Annotated in this window: 18 protein-coding genes and 1 pseudogene; 6 read left to right on the top strand and 13 right to left on the bottom strand. The window is 59.7% G+C overall.

Features of this window, described 5'->3' with window-relative positions; all coding sequences use genetic code 11:
• Positions 1-78 precede the first annotated feature (78 nt).
• The 4 genes from HALLA_RS06730 to HALLA_RS21005 form a co-directional block, all read right to left on the bottom strand.
• Positions 79-537: a hypothetical protein gene (locus HALLA_RS06730; protein WP_049952675.1), complete on the bottom strand. Its 459-nt coding sequence runs from the start codon at positions 535-537 to the stop codon at positions 79-81.
• Complete coding sequence (locus HALLA_RS06725; RefSeq protein ID WP_049952673.1) at positions 534-863, bottom strand: hypothetical protein; 330 nt, start codon at positions 861-863, stop codon at positions 534-536. Before HALLA_RS06725 ends, HALLA_RS06730 begins: the two co-directional genes overlap by 4 nt.
• On the bottom strand, positions 860-997 hold the full coding sequence (locus HALLA_RS20525; RefSeq protein WP_157231339.1) for a hypothetical protein: 138 nt from the start codon (positions 995-997) through the stop codon (positions 860-862). Before HALLA_RS20525 ends, HALLA_RS06725 begins: the two co-directional genes overlap by 4 nt.
• Before the next feature lie 410 nt (positions 998-1,407).
• Positions 1,408-1,566, bottom strand: a complete 159-nt coding sequence (locus HALLA_RS21005) for a hypothetical protein (protein ID WP_169732121.1) — start codon at positions 1,564-1,566, stop codon at positions 1,408-1,410.
• Between the two features lie 127 nt (positions 1,567-1,693).
• Here HALLA_RS21005 and HALLA_RS19925 point away from each other — a divergent pair, with 127 nt between their 5' ends.
• Positions 1,694-1,876, top strand: a complete 183-nt coding sequence (locus HALLA_RS19925; protein WP_084568945.1) for a plasmid mobilization protein — start codon at positions 1,694-1,696, stop codon at positions 1,874-1,876.
• A gap of 50 nt (positions 1,877-1,926) precedes the next feature.
• On the opposite strand, the gene HALLA_RS06710 is transcribed toward HALLA_RS19925, so the two are convergent.
• Genes HALLA_RS06710 through HALLA_RS06695 form a run of 4 tightly spaced genes read right to left on the bottom strand, consistent with a single transcriptional unit; the run spans position 1,927 to position 3,561 of the window.
• The gene (locus tag HALLA_RS06710; protein WP_049952669.1) at positions 1,927-2,136 is read right to left on the bottom strand and encodes a hypothetical protein; all 210 of its coding nucleotides are present in this window, start codon (positions 2,134-2,136) and stop codon (positions 1,927-1,929) included.
• Complete coding sequence (locus HALLA_RS06705) at positions 2,136-2,423, bottom strand: hypothetical protein (RefSeq protein WP_049952668.1); 288 nt, start codon at positions 2,421-2,423, stop codon at positions 2,136-2,138. Before HALLA_RS06705 ends, HALLA_RS06710 begins: the two co-directional genes overlap by 1 nt.
• Positions 2,423-3,031, bottom strand: coding sequence for a hypothetical protein (locus HALLA_RS06700; protein ID WP_049952667.1), 609 nt, complete (start codon positions 3,029-3,031; stop codon positions 2,423-2,425). The genes HALLA_RS06705 and HALLA_RS06700 overlap by 1 nt, the downstream gene beginning before the upstream one ends.
• Entirely contained in the window at positions 3,031-3,561 is a 531-nt protein-coding gene (locus tag HALLA_RS06695; protein ID WP_049952666.1) for a hypothetical protein, read from the bottom strand. Before HALLA_RS06695 ends, HALLA_RS06700 begins: the two co-directional genes overlap by 1 nt.
• A 395-nt stretch (positions 3,562-3,956) precedes the next feature.
• On the opposite strand from HALLA_RS06695, the gene HALLA_RS06685 reads away from it, so the two are divergent.
• From HALLA_RS06685 to HALLA_RS19920, 3 genes and pseudogenes are all read left to right on the top strand, one after another.
• Positions 3,957-4,175 (top strand): hypothetical protein, encoded by a 219-nt coding sequence (locus HALLA_RS06685; RefSeq protein ID WP_049954024.1) that lies wholly within the window; start codon positions 3,957-3,959, stop codon positions 4,173-4,175.
• A complete protein-coding gene (locus HALLA_RS21000) occupies positions 4,168-4,416 on the top strand; it encodes a hypothetical protein (RefSeq protein WP_169732089.1) in 249 nt (82 codons plus the stop codon). Before HALLA_RS06685 ends, HALLA_RS21000 begins: the two co-directional genes overlap by 8 nt.
• Before the next feature lie 63 nt (positions 4,417-4,479).
• Positions 4,480-4,859: pseudogene (locus HALLA_RS19920) on the top strand (adenosylcobalamin-dependent ribonucleoside-diphosphate reductase); the annotation flags it as partial.
• 559 nt (positions 4,860-5,418) lie between these two features.
• Here HALLA_RS19920 and HALLA_RS06670 read toward each other — a convergent pair.
• Both HALLA_RS06670 and HALLA_RS20520 read right to left on the bottom strand, forming a co-directional pair.
• Positions 5,419-5,751: a hypothetical protein gene (locus HALLA_RS06670; RefSeq protein ID WP_049952660.1), complete on the bottom strand. Its 333-nt coding sequence runs from the start codon at positions 5,749-5,751 to the stop codon at positions 5,419-5,421.
• A gap of 70 nt (positions 5,752-5,821) precedes the next feature.
• The gene (locus HALLA_RS20520) at positions 5,822-6,223 is read right to left on the bottom strand and encodes a hypothetical protein (protein ID WP_157231338.1); all 402 of its coding nucleotides are present in this window, start codon (positions 6,221-6,223) and stop codon (positions 5,822-5,824) included.
• A 77-nt stretch (positions 6,224-6,300) separates the two neighbouring features.
• Here HALLA_RS20520 and HALLA_RS20995 point away from each other — a divergent pair, with 77 nt between their 5' ends.
• Together HALLA_RS20995 and HALLA_RS06665 are read left to right on the top strand one after the other, a co-directional pair.
• Complete coding sequence (locus tag HALLA_RS20995) at positions 6,301-6,477, top strand: hypothetical protein (protein WP_169732120.1); 177 nt, start codon at positions 6,301-6,303, stop codon at positions 6,475-6,477.
• A gap of 72 nt (positions 6,478-6,549) precedes the next feature.
• Positions 6,550-7,557 (top strand): Cdc6/Cdc18 family protein, encoded by a 1,008-nt coding sequence (locus tag HALLA_RS06665; RefSeq protein WP_049952658.1) that lies wholly within the window; start codon positions 6,550-6,552, stop codon positions 7,555-7,557.
• A 15-nt stretch (positions 7,558-7,572) separates the two neighbouring features.
• Here the strand turns inward: HALLA_RS06665 and HALLA_RS06660 are convergent, their stop codons facing one another.
• The 3 genes from HALLA_RS06660 to HALLA_RS06650 are packed head-to-tail and all read right to left on the bottom strand — an operon-like array spanning position 7,573 to position 12,546.
• Positions 7,573-10,509: a hypothetical protein gene (locus tag HALLA_RS06660; RefSeq protein WP_049952657.1), complete on the bottom strand. Its 2,937-nt coding sequence runs from the start codon at positions 10,507-10,509 to the stop codon at positions 7,573-7,575.
• On the bottom strand, positions 10,502-11,365 hold the full coding sequence (locus HALLA_RS06655; RefSeq protein ID WP_049952656.1) for a hypothetical protein: 864 nt from the start codon (positions 11,363-11,365) through the stop codon (positions 10,502-10,504). Before HALLA_RS06655 ends, HALLA_RS06660 begins: the two co-directional genes overlap by 8 nt.
• Positions 11,365-12,546, bottom strand: coding sequence for a hypothetical protein (locus HALLA_RS06650; RefSeq protein ID WP_049952655.1), 1,182 nt, complete (start codon positions 12,544-12,546; stop codon positions 11,365-11,367). Before HALLA_RS06650 ends, HALLA_RS06655 begins: the two co-directional genes overlap by 1 nt.
• Between the last annotated feature and the right edge of the window lie 6 nt (positions 12,547-12,552).

Raw genomic sequence — 12,552 nt, 5'->3', positions numbered from 1 at the left:
TGGATGACGTCATCGGTGCTTCCACATTCGCACCGGCCACCGTGGGATTTGGCTACCCACTTCGGACGGCTGACTCCCTCAGTCATCGCGACCAACCTCCGGGGCCGCGTCCTCTCCGATCGCGATGCCGTCGTCGGTCGCGACGATCGTCTCTCGGCGGGTGATCTCCTCGAGGCCGCCGTCGGCTCGGAGCTCCGTCGCCCGCTCGAACCGACCACCGTCGGGAAGCGAGACTTCGTCATCATCCTCGAGCGCCTCAAGACAGTCCGGACAGACGTCTTCGGACTCGAGCCGGCGCGGATCGTATCGGACGCCTTCGACCGGCGTCTCGTGGATCGTTCCACACGCGCCGACGTGCCGGCTTCCCTCGAGGTACATCGACGCGCACCACGTTTCGTCGAGCGCCTGGACCCAGCAGTGGATCCCCTCGTCGGTATCAAAGTTGTCCGCGGGCGTTCCGTGGCGGGCCTCGAGAGCCTCGTGTTTGCACTCCTGGCAGAGGTAATCCCGATTCCCGCAAGTCGTACAGTCGGTCATCGCCGATCACTCGTGTAGACGACGTAGTTCGTCGAGAGCCACTCCTCTCCGTCTGGATCCCCAACGAGGTATCCGTAGCAACCGGCGGTCGGGGTACCTTCGAGCGGCTCGGCGTAGTGGCTTTGTTTCTCGGCGGCGTCGAAGCGACGGGCCGTCTTGATCCGCCGGAGTTCCGCGGAGTCTTGGTCGATGTCGTCGTCCTCGAGGCGGGCTCGCTCGGCGATCGCCGCGAAGGTCTCGACGATGGACTCGACCGCACCCGCCTTATTGAGGTCGACTCGATCGCGATCGTCCCGGTCGTCGGGAAACTCGCCGGTGGCCGTCATGCTGCCCCTCCGTGGAAAACGACGCCAGTCCGGAGCTCGGCGCGCTCGAGTACGCCCCCGAGGTAGTCGCTGGTGGTGGTAGTGGTGGTATCCGATTCGGTACCGTCTTGTGTGACTGCGTGGTTAGTGGTCATTGGTTGCGTGACTGCGTGGTTAGTGGTCATTGGTTGCGTGACTGCGTGGTTAGTCCGTGACCTGCGAACTGCCGGGGACGCCGTATCCTGGATAGATTGGGCGTTCCCGGTGGGGTTCGCACGTGGTCGATTGCACTGTTCATCTAGCTTCCCCATAAGTGCATGAGCGTCGATTCCGCCTTTCCGATAGCACTGGTAAGTGCCTATTACCGCCGAGAGAAGCGTCTTCGAGGCGTCTCTTGGCGTCTCCGCAATGGTTCCGAAAATGCGATAGTCAGGATTAGCTGACTGTTTCGGCCGCGTATGGAGACCATAGTAAGGCCCCCGCGGGGCGTTTGCGTGCATGAGGTTCTGAATTTATTCGGGGCGCTGGAACGCCCCGGATCGCAGTTGATTGGTGAGTCGATTCGCTACAGCGCGTTCGTCTCGACAGTGTACGATTCGGGAGCTTCCCACTCTCCACTGTCTTCGGCCTCGAATCGCGCGACGAGAGCTTCGCGAACATATCTGCTTTTGTTCCCGTCCTCGCCGGCGCGCCCCTCGAGGTCCTCCAACATTTCATCAGGCATCGTGAACGACGGTCGCGCCATGCTACTGCATTACTACGCACCACCATAATATTACCGTCTCGTGCTAATGTAGTGTAGCACTTCCGAATGCTACATTCTTATGTTACTGTGGTAGAATGGCAGAAGTATGAGCGAGCGGGACAAGCAGCTAACGACGTACGTGACTGAAGAGGAACGGAAACAGATTCGTGTGAAGGCTGCAGAAGACGGTTATTCTGGAGTATCAGGCTGGCTTCGGGATCTTGCGCTTGATGAACTGGAGGACGAAGAGGGAAATCCGAAGACACCAGCGATGGTGACGGCTGACTGATTCCCTCGAGAACCTAATTGAGAGCTCGAAAAAGAGCGTCTTCTGTTTGCTTACGGCCCGGCCGTCGACGTCACGCCGCCCGTCGCCGATATGCTGACGTTTTCCACGCGATCCCAGCCGACTTCTCGCCATTGGCAGCCGTTCCAGACCAGCTCGACACGCCGCCAGTGGCCCATGTCGGTAGGACGGAACGAGAGTTTCCGCGGCGATCGCCCCTCGGGATCCCACCGGATATCGAACCGCCCGCGCGGTGTGACCATCAGTTCCCTCCGCGACGGAGCCGCAGCGTCGGATCAACGCGCACGCCAGCGGGGATCTCTCGCTCGCCGATCGCCATTTCGACCCGCCGCGCGTGCTTGCAGTGAGCGTCCCGATATCTCGAGTCGGCGCACTCGCACGCGCCGCCAACGATGTCGACGACGTACGTGTTCGTCTCGCCGGAGTGGACCTCGTAGAGCCCCGGTCCGTTGGGGACGACGACCATCGCCTCGCTGGCAGCACGGCGATCGCGTTCGTCGACGTCTTGGACGGACTTGGCGACGGACATCACTCGTCGACCTCGTCGAGCAGCGCTGCGACATAGCCATCCAGATCCTCTCGGTCGGCATGTCGAACAACGAGCTCGGCGAGCCGTGCACCTGGACCCCAGAGTTCAGACTGCTTGAGATCCTTCGCGAACTCGAGCACCAACTCGTCGACATCCTTCCCGGTGGGGTTCTCGACGTAGCCGAGGAATCGTCGGTCCGGTCCATCGATCCCCCCGGAAACCTCACCATCGACGATCGTCTCAGCGACGCCGATGAACGCCTCCGCTCGCCCGTCAACCTGAACATCCCACTGTTCGAGTTGTTCGTCGCTGATCGCGTAGCGGGTAGTGCAGTCCTCGCGATCCGCGAGCACCTCCCGAATCGCGTTGCGCTTCCAGTTCTTGAGGTCCCGGAAGTACCAGAACATCGCGAACGCTTCGAGCGTCTCGAGTCGTCGAGAAATCGATATCTCCCCATCGGTGCGCTCGGTGACGTCATCGTGTTCGCGAACGACGGTGACCGGGCCCGATCCTTCGACAAGGAACGACCGCGGCAACGCAGTCCCGTCGGCGGTTTCGCTCTCGAGTTCGCCGGCAGCGGTGTCCTCGGTTTCGGCAGCGCCAGACATCACTCCGCACCTCCATCGTCGCCGTCGCGGTCGTGGACGTGCGCAACGATCTCGATCCGAGACCGTGGGTAGCCATACTGCGTGAGCGGCTCGATCTCGACGTCGGTCCGATCCGGGAAGACGACCTCGACGACGTCGTCGTCCGCGGGGTAGTCCGTGTTGAAGTCGGCGACCGTCTTGTCTCCGCGAGCGGTCACCTCGTTCGCGGGTTCCAACGGCAGTCCGACGACGACCATCGTCGAGTCGGGATCGTCGCGGTCCTGGACGTGATCACCGATGTCGATCGGCTCCCGATCGAGCTCGGCTTCGGCGATCTTCTTTTGCTCCAGGTTTCCTTTGGCGTGGGCGTTGTCGTCGTCTCGCGTCTCACACTCGCGCAACTCGGCGTGATCTGACTCGCCGCCATCACACCGGACTTCCGGTGCAGTCGTCGCCTTTGCGCGTTCGATCTCGAGCGCCTCCGCACGGTACTGGTCTTCCCGGCGTGGGTCGGCGTCCTGGCCGCGAACGTCCGCAGCGGTGATGCTCATCTAGATCTCCTCCGCGACCGCGGTCTCGAGGGCGTCGGTCGCGAACTGTCGTGCAGCGTGGAAGACGTCGAAATCTGGGAGCTCATCGGTCATCGATGTATGCTCGCCAGCGACAGCACTTAGCTGAAGGTCTGAGGTTTCCGTTTCCGATGCAATTTCCGATACGCTTTCGTGGGTCTGCGTTTGAATACTCATTGTCCTGGATAGGACACAGGTCGGGTGCTCTAACACCCGGCCGAGAATCGTTTTCCCGACCACCCTGTGTCTCTATCAGTACTTACTATATGCAGTCACATAAAGGTTACTGCTTGCAGTCACGGTACTGCATCCAGTAACTATTTGGTAGTGGCGACTGAATACAGTAATGTATGGCGACGAAGAACCAACAGCCAACGATGGCTGATGATCAATACCGGGGTCTTCTCACCGAGCGCGAGCGCGAGATTCTCTCCGGTGACGCGGACGTGTCGGATAACTACCGCTACCGCGTCGTGAGCCGTATCAGGACGAAAATGGATGCGCTCGAGGATGACGTCGAAGTCCTCGAGGAGCATCACGAAGGACTGTACGAAGAGCTGCAGGACATCGTCTGCAAGGATGATCGCGATGAGTAAGAAGAAAATCACGGTACGGCGGACATGCCCTGCCTGTAAGGGTCAGGGGAAGTCCTACGGCTACAACTACTGCGGGTGCTGCAAAGGCCGACACAAGGTCACTGAGACCGCGGTCGTAGAGGACGTTGACGATGCCCGCCGGGTGTCGTTACTCGACGACGATGTCTCGGATGCACTGCAGGAACTCCGTGAAGGAATCATCGACGCTGTCGACGAAATGGGCATGGGTGGACGACGATGAGTAATCGCTTTCTACAATAGGAACGTCATCGACGAGGTCTAAAGCAACCTCACAGGGAAGTAGATCAATAAGTTCGCCTACGACACCGTCGTTCCGGAACTCCCCACGGAAATCCGCGAACACGTCGAAGACGTCGCCGAGACGTTCACCGAGGGGATGGAATCGCCCTCTTTTATGCCGAACTCCCCGACGCTGATGAACGCCGGCGACGAACTCCAGCAGCTTTCGGCCTGTTTCGTCATGAGCCCCGACGACGACCTCTCGGACATCCACGAGACCGCAAAGAAGGCGGCCGAGGTCTTCCGGTCTGACGGCGTCGGCTACGGCTTTTGGAAGCACCGTCCGTTCGGCGACTCCGTCGGTTCGACCGGGGAATCGCCTCCGGATCGATCACGTTCATACGGGCCTATTCACATCCTCACCGAGGGCAAGGAGGTGTACGACCCCAATTGAGGTGTGTGCTTTCCTACCTCCTGACCTGTTCCACCTGTCGATGCTCTACCTTAATTCCTCGCCCATGTACCATACAACAATATACTTATCATATAAATAGCCTGCATTACCACCCTTTATGAGGAATGCATGAATACCGAACTTTTGTCACGTGAATTCGTGACCGCGTTTGACGGGTTCACGCGAAAAAACCGACTTGTCGTGATGCCATTAAGGGGCATCTTCACACGACCTTCGCACGCGGCGGAATCGGCCTCGCAATTGTCGGGGTGAATGGCGAGTCTAGCGCCATTCTCCTCGCGTTGGTCGCATGGTCGCTTGCGATGGTCATATGGTATGGCGAACTGCCCGATGACCAACGCCTGAGCGGCTAACGCTCTTGGCGATTTTCCCAGCACGCCACGATGTGTGACATGTGGTACGAGTTTGAGTATGATATAGAGTCCTATTAAATCTTTACGCACTCTAACAGCTCGCATTGTGGTCGGTATAGCAATTTAGATACGATTTAGAGGAGTGGTTTAGTCGTATTTTGAGTGGGATACATAATCACTCCTCTCGCCATTCGTAGTGGATCCACTCGAGATCGTCGCGATGGTGTTCGAGCCACTCCGTCGGATCGTCAGTCTTGCAAAGGACTTCGTCCCAGGCAGTGTGACCCGAATTCCGCACCTGGTACGAGATGATCTTCCCGAACCCATGGTACGAACTCTGGAAGACGATCGCCTCGAAGCCGCGATTTCGAAGCGCCAGAAACTCACCGTCAACGAACCCTTTCTGCAGTCGCCGGACGATACTCGAGACGTCGTGATCACGGACTCGAAGATAGTACTTCGAGAGCTCGTGTTTGAGAACCAGGCGTTCGCGTTCGTGTGCGCGCATACCTGGTGGTCCTGACTACGTGCATAAAGCCGTCTCTGGGGCGCTTCCGATAATTCCAAAACGCCATCGGTTAGCCCTCGACAGGTAATTCGAGTATTTTGGTTCCGCCACCAGAAGGACACCCGCCCGACTTGAATGAACCCGATTTTCCGATGGCTTTGTAAGTGAACTTTCCAAGGCTAATGCTGCTTGTAATCCGCTCGAAGAATAACGGAACGAGTGCAATAGAAACTGTCCATTCAAAAATATCTAACTCCAAAGTCAAATCAAACAGCCAATCTAAACATTCTTTGATATATGGCGGTGCAGAAACACTCACACCTGGCTCTATTTTATTATAATACTCACAGACAGGCCTAAGACGATCATACAACTTCTCATGAAGCAAAACACGGACCATCGAATCCGTTTCATCGCGGATAAAACGGATCCATTTCAAATCATCGCGAACAAGCATCCCGTGAATAGCCATACTGAAATACAGGCCCTAAGAGCACTAAAAGTGTGCTCTGCAAGGGTTTAAGTCCGATGCCGCGGCCAGACCCCACGATGTCCGCAGCACACCGTGACGATGACCTCCTGATTGCAATCGCATTGACACATTTCTCGGTCCAGTTCGAAGACGCCGATCCCGAGCTCGCGAACTACGCGTGGCAGCTCGCAGCTGATCGCCTGCTCGAGCATAACGTCTCCCCCGCGGAAGCGGTGGACGTCCTCAACGACTAACCCATATCGGAAATCGGAACTATCGGAAACGGCCTGGAGACGTTTATCTCACGGAACCTGAATGTCTCGAGTATGATCGTCGACCACCGCGTCCTACACGAGGACTTCGTCCCGAGCGAGATCGAACACCGGAACGATGAACTAAATCACCTCTCGGCGACCCTCGAGCCGGTTCTCGACGACGATCGCCCAGAGACGGCGTTCCTGTTGGGGCCGACTGGAGCCGGGAAAACGTGCACCGCGAAGTACGTCCTGGACGAGCTCACCAACCAGCGCCCCGATGTTCAGACCGCGTACATCAACTGTTGGCAGGAGTTCACCCGCTTTCGCGTACACTACCGGCTCCTCGAGGAGATCGACCAGGCCATCGATGTCCATCGATCGACGCCGAAAGATCAGCTGTTCAAACTCCTTCGGGAGGCCGACGACGAGCCGATCGTCGCGGTCCTCGACGAGATCGACCAGCACGAAGAATCGGAAACGCTGTACGACCTCCATCGCTTGCCACACGTCCACCTGGTGTTGATCGCCAATCGCGAGGAAGAGATGTTCGCCGGGTTCGACGACCGCGTTCGCTCGAGACTGCGAGCTGGGACTCGCGTCTACTTCGATCGCTACGGAACTGACGAACTCGTCGAGATCCTCTCCGAGCGAGCCCGGCAGGGGTTAGAACCGCAAGTAATCGATGACGACCAGATTCAGTCGATCGCCCACACCGCATCGGGGGACGCCCGCGTGGGTATCGGAATCCTCCATACGGCTGCCCGGATCGCCGCTCGCGAAGGCGAGGAGCAAATCACCGACGAGATCGTCGAGACCGCAGAGCCAGAGACACGGAATAAGTTGCGCCAGCAGATCATCGATGATTTGACCGAGCACCAGCGCATCCTCTACGACGTCATCGAGGAGCGCGGCGAGGTCGAACCTGGGGAATTATACGACGCGTACGAGGAGATCGTCGACGATCCGAATACTCGGCGCACGCTCCGGAACTACCTCTCGAAGATGACCCACTATGACCTGATAGAATCGAACGGCGACAGAGGAGGGCGGACTTACTCACTCGTCGGCGAAGACTGATTATTGGTGGACCTGTCACGGATTCGACCACGTAATCGACTCGCTCGAGATCACCCGCTGTTGTTCCTCGACCTCGAATTCGGCGAAGACCGACCGGGAGAGCAACGTGCCGTCATCGGCTAACTGCCCGGCCTCGCGAAGCGTCTCGCCGACGATCTCGTCGGGTTGGATGATCGCCCGAAGGTTCGCCATGCCGATCCCATCGGGCGTGATCGCGGCCACGTTCGCGGTCAGATCATGCCGGGTGACTGCTTGGGCCTTATGACCGTACCGTGGCGTGCCTTCCTGCGGGTCCGAGTCCTGCGGATAGCGACTGAACCCGTACTGGACTGTCACGCCCCGCTCCGAGCTGGGGAAGTTTGCAGAGAGCGTGTCGGTGTTCGAAGCCGTGATGAAACTCTCTGCATCGGTGTTCCGAAGCCCGATGAACTGCTCGTTTGAGGTGTCGTTCCACTCCGTCTCGAGCACGGCCTCGGTGACGTCCCGCCGCGTGGACGTCGTGAACTCGACGGGGGCCTGGTCGGGGTAGAGTTCGGGGCCGTCGAGATCTCCGAACTCGTTCACCTCGCTATCGAAATAGTAGTCGTATCTCGTATCGAAGAAACTGAAGATATCGACGATCGTCTCCTCGCCGTTGCCTGACGGATTCGACGTAGCCTCGAGGCGGAAGTGATACGTCCCGGGCTCGATATCCCCGTCAGTCCAGGCGTCGGCGCTGTCCCCAGAGAGGTCACTGAAGAAATCGTCGTCACCGAATCCTCTCCAGAAGAGACTCAACCCACTGCTTCCCTCGTAGATGGTCGCTCGGCCGACTTCGGTTTCGGTGTCGTGTTCGATGAGCGCTAACTCAACCGTCGGGTTGTTCCCATCAGACCCGGCGTAGTCCGTGTTAAACCGCGCACCGATCCCGATGTTGTCCGCCTCGAGGAGGTACTCGAGTTCAAACGGCTCGTAGATCACGTAGTCGCCCTCCTCCTGGAACGCGTATGCAGAACCACCGACGTAATCACTGTTTAGGTCCGACGATGCAGTACTTTCTTGGAGAACAGGCCTACGGCTTTCGATGAAATTCGATTGGACGTCTCGAACTTCGTCCGCCTCGGCAACGACGGGATCGGTGGGTTCGGGATCGACGAACGAACTGAACGGCTCGTCTCCGGAGCTCCCGATGAGCAGCTCGTCTAACTGGAGGACGATCACCTCATCGCCGAGCGCCGTATCGCCGGTCGTTGGGTCCGTGACGTCCGAGCCATACGCGTACTGCGTGGGAAGGTTCGGATCGTTAGCCACCAACGCGTCTCTAACAGCCTCTTGACCGGCATCCGTCAGGACGCCCTTCGAGGTGCTGTCGTCGTTCTCGACTGTGAGTGTGTATTCGACGTCGACGGGGCTGGAGAACTCACTCTCTGGGATCGTCGCCCGCGATATCATATCACCGTCCGCGTTGAAGAGCCCGATTTCGCGGATGGCCGTCTCTGTGACCGACGCACTGTAGTCGGCACTCGTCAGGTCGGGGAACGACTCCGAGACTGACACGCGCTCGAGTTCGTTGCCGAGCTCGGTGTTGTTCCGACTCAGCCCCTCGGCGGCGTCGCCGACGGCGATCTCGCTGATTGCGACTGGATCAGCCCCACCCCAGACATCGCGGGCCTGGTCGCGACCGACGTTCGTGAACCGAACCTGGTCGAACGCAACGCCACCGACAGTCCCCGAAGGAGTGATCACCGCTCCAACGTTCGTGCTGGTGATCTGGTTGCGGACCGAGTCCCGATCGGCCTCGCGCATCTCGACGCGTTTGACCGTATCGCTCATCCGCACCAGCATGTCGTCCTGGTTGCCGCGCTTCTCGACGATCGTCAGGATGGTCTCGTCACTGCCCCAGAGATACTGCACCTCTGCGATCCGGAAGTCACCATCAATCCCACGGGGCTTGATTTCGATATTGATGACCTGGCCCGGCTCGGCTTCGTAGAGGCCGTAGGTCGTCACCGTCCCCGTGATCGTCGGCTGACGCTCGTCGAGGATGTTCTGGGCGACGTCCCGCGCATCGTCGATGTTCGTGATCTCCTCGCGAGTCACCTCTTCGGGCTCGCGGAGCGGGTCGTTCGTCCCCAGACTCTCCTGGAGGTCGAGCTTGTCGTCGCCTCGATCGACAGTAACTGACTCGTCGCCGCCGTTGAAGAAGACCGTCACCTCGTTGAGCGATTCCTTGCCTTCCTCGGGGATGTCGTACTCGAGCCACTGCGTGTTGTCGATATCGCGTGGCGCGGCCTCTGCTTCCCGTGGCCGGAAGTAGAACTCGAGATCTGCGTTGACGCCGAACTCTTCGTTTTCGGATTTCCCACCGAGTTCGTTTAAGACCGTCTCGACTCGCTCGCCACGGAACGATCGCGTGAGTTGCTGCTCATCGCCGACGGTGACGTTCTCGGGGACGAATTGAATCGGGGTGTACTCGGTGATCATCTCCTCGAGGGCCTCGAAGATGCTCTGGCCGCTCAGATCTGACTCGACGACGCCCCGTCGGAGGAACTGGTCGAAGCTGTAACACTCGACCTCGAGCACGTCCGCCCCGTTCCGATCGGCCTCGCGACGCTCGACGACGTAGCCCGTGAACCGGCGAGTGTACTCGTTCTCACCGACGGTCCGTATCGTCCCTTCGTTGTGGAGCGTCCCGGCGTTGACGACGTTAGCATAGGTTTCGGTCTCGCCGGACTCGACGGTCACGGTTTCACCGTCTTCGATGACGAGCGACTCCGGCGGATTCGGATCGAACTCCCGATACTCGAAGTCGAGACGCGTCCCTCGAGGAACCTCCTCGAACTTCTCGCCGTCGACGTCGTCCATGTAGGCGATCGCGTAGTTGCCGAACGGGTTGGCCGTGTCAACGATTTCGACGTCGAAGACCTCCGACTCGACAGTCTCCTCGTTGACGATCACACGCCACTCAGCCATCGGCCATCACCCGCCTGAGTTTGAGCGTCGGGACGACGATGACGCCCTGCTCTGCACTGGCCCGGACCGTCCGCAGCGCCTGGGACCCTTCCGGGACGACGTCGAACGCACCGAGTCCGTAGATCCCGTTGAAATCCAGCGTGAGAGATGTGCGACCGAGTTTCTGCCCTACCATGCTCTTGAGCGTAGTAGCTCTCGAAACTGCGTTATCGGTGAACTCAACGCCGATCTCGAAGCCATCGTACGCCGCCTTGATCTTGTCCTCATAGTTCGGAAAGTCGAATGTCGTCCGTCGAACGACCGAATTCGGCCGCCCGACTGACCGGTCGACCACGATATCGTCTCGGAACTCGACGCTCTGGGAACCATACGAGAGCGTTATCGGGCCGTTTCCGGTCGCGGTCGGTGTCTCTGCGACCTGCGATCCGCTTCCGTGCGTTGTGTTCACTCGAGTGAGCGAGACCTCGCAATCGACGAAGTTCGTCTGGCCGACATCGTAGGCGATCGTCACCGCAGTGTCTTGCTCTGCAGCTGGGGCGACGCGGATGTCGTCATCGTATTCGGGTAGGTCGATATTCAGGAGGAGGTCCTCGCCATCGCTGTGAGATTTGAGCAGATCTGCGAGTTCAATCGCCCGGCTGTAGGCGTCACTCTCCGTGTATCGGACTGACAGCGTATAGCCCTCTGATCGAGACCACTGGTCCTGCCATCGGGGGTTGATAGACCCCTTGTTGGATGGCCCCGACTCGGGTTTCCCGATATCCTGGCCGACGAGCGGTGCCCCACCGCCCTCGGCGAGCAGCGGGAGTTCGAGCGTGGTGCCATCGCGCTCGAGCGTCGCGATCGCGACGGCCATTAGCCGAAACGCCCCCGTCGGTTCGTTTCGTCATCGCGATGCCTCGCGAGGCCGCGATCAACGCGGCGGGAATCGAGATAGACGGCGACGTCTTGTGACCTCGAGGCTCCGAACGACGGCGATTCACCACCGCCGCCACCGAGGGCCTCTTCCGTCCCTGGGACCGTCTTCGCACCCATCTCCATCCCGGTGCCAAAGTGCTGCATCAGGTCCGAACCCCAGCGCTCGGCCATCCGATCGTTGGCTCGAATATCGAAGCTGATGGAGTCGGATATCTTCGACTTCACATCGTCGACGGCGCCGTCGAGTTCTGGCATCGCGTCTCGGATACCGGAAACGAACTCATCGATGAGGTCCGACCCCCAGCCCGCCGCGTCGTTAACGAGCCCGGTGAACTTATCCGCCGTGTTCCCGGTCCACGTTTTGATGTCCCCACTGAGACCGGTCAGCCCCTTCCAGACTGCGTCGACGAAGTCGCCGGCGAGTGACGCACCGTCACCGGCGAGATTCCTGAGCCACGTGAGGATCCCCTTGATCGCGTCGACGGTCTTCGTTCGGATGCCGTTCCAGTCGGTGATGAACGCCGCCGTGAGCAGTGCGAGGGCAGCGATAACGGCTGCGATCGCGACCGGGACCGCGCCGACCGCCCCGACAACCGCCGTGACTGCGGAGATAACCGCCTTCCCGGCTGTGACTAAGGCCGTTTGCGCTCCCGCAAGCCCGCCCATGTACGCGCCGGCAGCCGCGACGGCTGCGCCGACAGTCCCGAGGACGGCGACGATCGTCCCCAGCACGCCGATCAACGTCCCCACGGCGCCGTCGGCTTCGAAGATAGCCGCAGACCACTCGTAAAACTTCGTCGTCAGCGGGCTCAACACCGGCCGGAGAACGCCGTCCATCTGGAAGGCAACGCCCTCGAGGATGGCGAACAGCCCGCTCATCGATTCGCCGATGACCGGCACCTGACTCAAGAGTCCCGTCGCTGCGACTGCGAGGCCGGCGGTCACGGCGGTCATCGCTCCCTGCCACTGTTCGCTGAACCCCTGCATTTCCTCTGCAGAGGTGCCGACGCTCTCGGACGTCGTCTCGAACTCGTCGCCGACGCTCTCGAGGTCGGATTCGGTCTCCTCGATACCCTCTGGGCGCATCTGGACGACTAACTCGTGTGCTTCACTCGACATGATTGG

It is taken from the genome of Halostagnicola larsenii XH-48 (assembly GCF_000517625.1).
Taxonomy (GTDB): Archaea; Halobacteriota; Halobacteria; order Halobacteriales; family Natrialbaceae; genus Halostagnicola; species Halostagnicola larsenii.
The sequence above is the reverse complement of the archived record's forward strand: the minus strand, read 5'-3'. Positions and strand labels throughout refer to the sequence as shown.

Bases quoted from the DNA above. Each gene is read 5' to 3' on its own strand.
- HALLA_RS06730 (WP_049952675.1), bottom strand. From the start codon at position 537: ATGACCGACTGTACGACTTGCGGGAATCGGGATTACCTCTGCCAGGAG.
- HALLA_RS06725 (WP_049952673.1), bottom strand. From the start codon at position 863: ATGACGGCCACCGGCGAGTTTCCCGACGACCGGGACGATCGCGATCGA.
- HALLA_RS20525 (WP_157231339.1), bottom strand. From the start codon at position 997: ATGACCACTAACCACGCAGTCACACAAGACGGTACCGAATCGGATACC.
- HALLA_RS21005 (WP_169732121.1), bottom strand. From the start codon at position 1,566: ATGCCTGATGAAATGTTGGAGGACCTCGAGGGGCGCGCCGGCGAGGAC.
- HALLA_RS19925 (WP_084568945.1), top strand. From the start codon at position 1,694: ATGAGCGAGCGGGACAAGCAGCTAACGACGTACGTGACTGAAGAGGAA.
- HALLA_RS06710 (WP_049952669.1), bottom strand. From the start codon at position 2,136: ATGGTCACACCGCGCGGGCGGTTCGATATCCGGTGGGATCCCGAGGGG.
- HALLA_RS06705 (WP_049952668.1), bottom strand. From the start codon at position 2,423: ATGTCCGTCGCCAAGTCCGTCCAAGACGTCGACGAACGCGATCGCCGT.
- HALLA_RS06700 (WP_049952667.1), bottom strand. From the start codon at position 3,031: ATGTCTGGCGCTGCCGAAACCGAGGACACCGCTGCCGGCGAACTCGAG.
- HALLA_RS06695 (WP_049952666.1), bottom strand. From the start codon at position 3,561: ATGAGCATCACCGCTGCGGACGTTCGCGGCCAGGACGCCGACCCACGC.
- HALLA_RS06685 (WP_049954024.1), top strand. From the start codon at position 3,957: ATGGCTGATGATCAATACCGGGGTCTTCTCACCGAGCGCGAGCGCGAG.
- HALLA_RS21000 (WP_169732089.1), top strand. From the start codon at position 4,168: ATGAGTAAGAAGAAAATCACGGTACGGCGGACATGCCCTGCCTGTAAG.
- HALLA_RS06670 (WP_049952660.1), bottom strand. From the start codon at position 5,751: ATGCGCGCACACGAACGCGAACGCCTGGTTCTCAAACACGAGCTCTCG.
- HALLA_RS20520 (WP_157231338.1), bottom strand. From the start codon at position 6,223: ATGGCTATTCACGGGATGCTTGTTCGCGATGATTTGAAATGGATCCGT.
- HALLA_RS20995 (WP_169732120.1), top strand. From the start codon at position 6,301: ATGTCCGCAGCACACCGTGACGATGACCTCCTGATTGCAATCGCATTG.
- HALLA_RS06665 (WP_049952658.1), top strand. From the start codon at position 6,550: ATGATCGTCGACCACCGCGTCCTACACGAGGACTTCGTCCCGAGCGAG.
- HALLA_RS06660 (WP_049952657.1), bottom strand. From the start codon at position 10,509: ATGGCTGAGTGGCGTGTGATCGTCAACGAGGAGACTGTCGAGTCGGAG.
- HALLA_RS06655 (WP_049952656.1), bottom strand. From the start codon at position 11,365: ATGGCCGTCGCGATCGCGACGCTCGAGCGCGATGGCACCACGCTCGAA.
- HALLA_RS06650 (WP_049952655.1), bottom strand. From the start codon at position 12,546: ATGTCGAGTGAAGCACACGAGTTAGTCGTCCAGATGCGCCCAGAGGGT.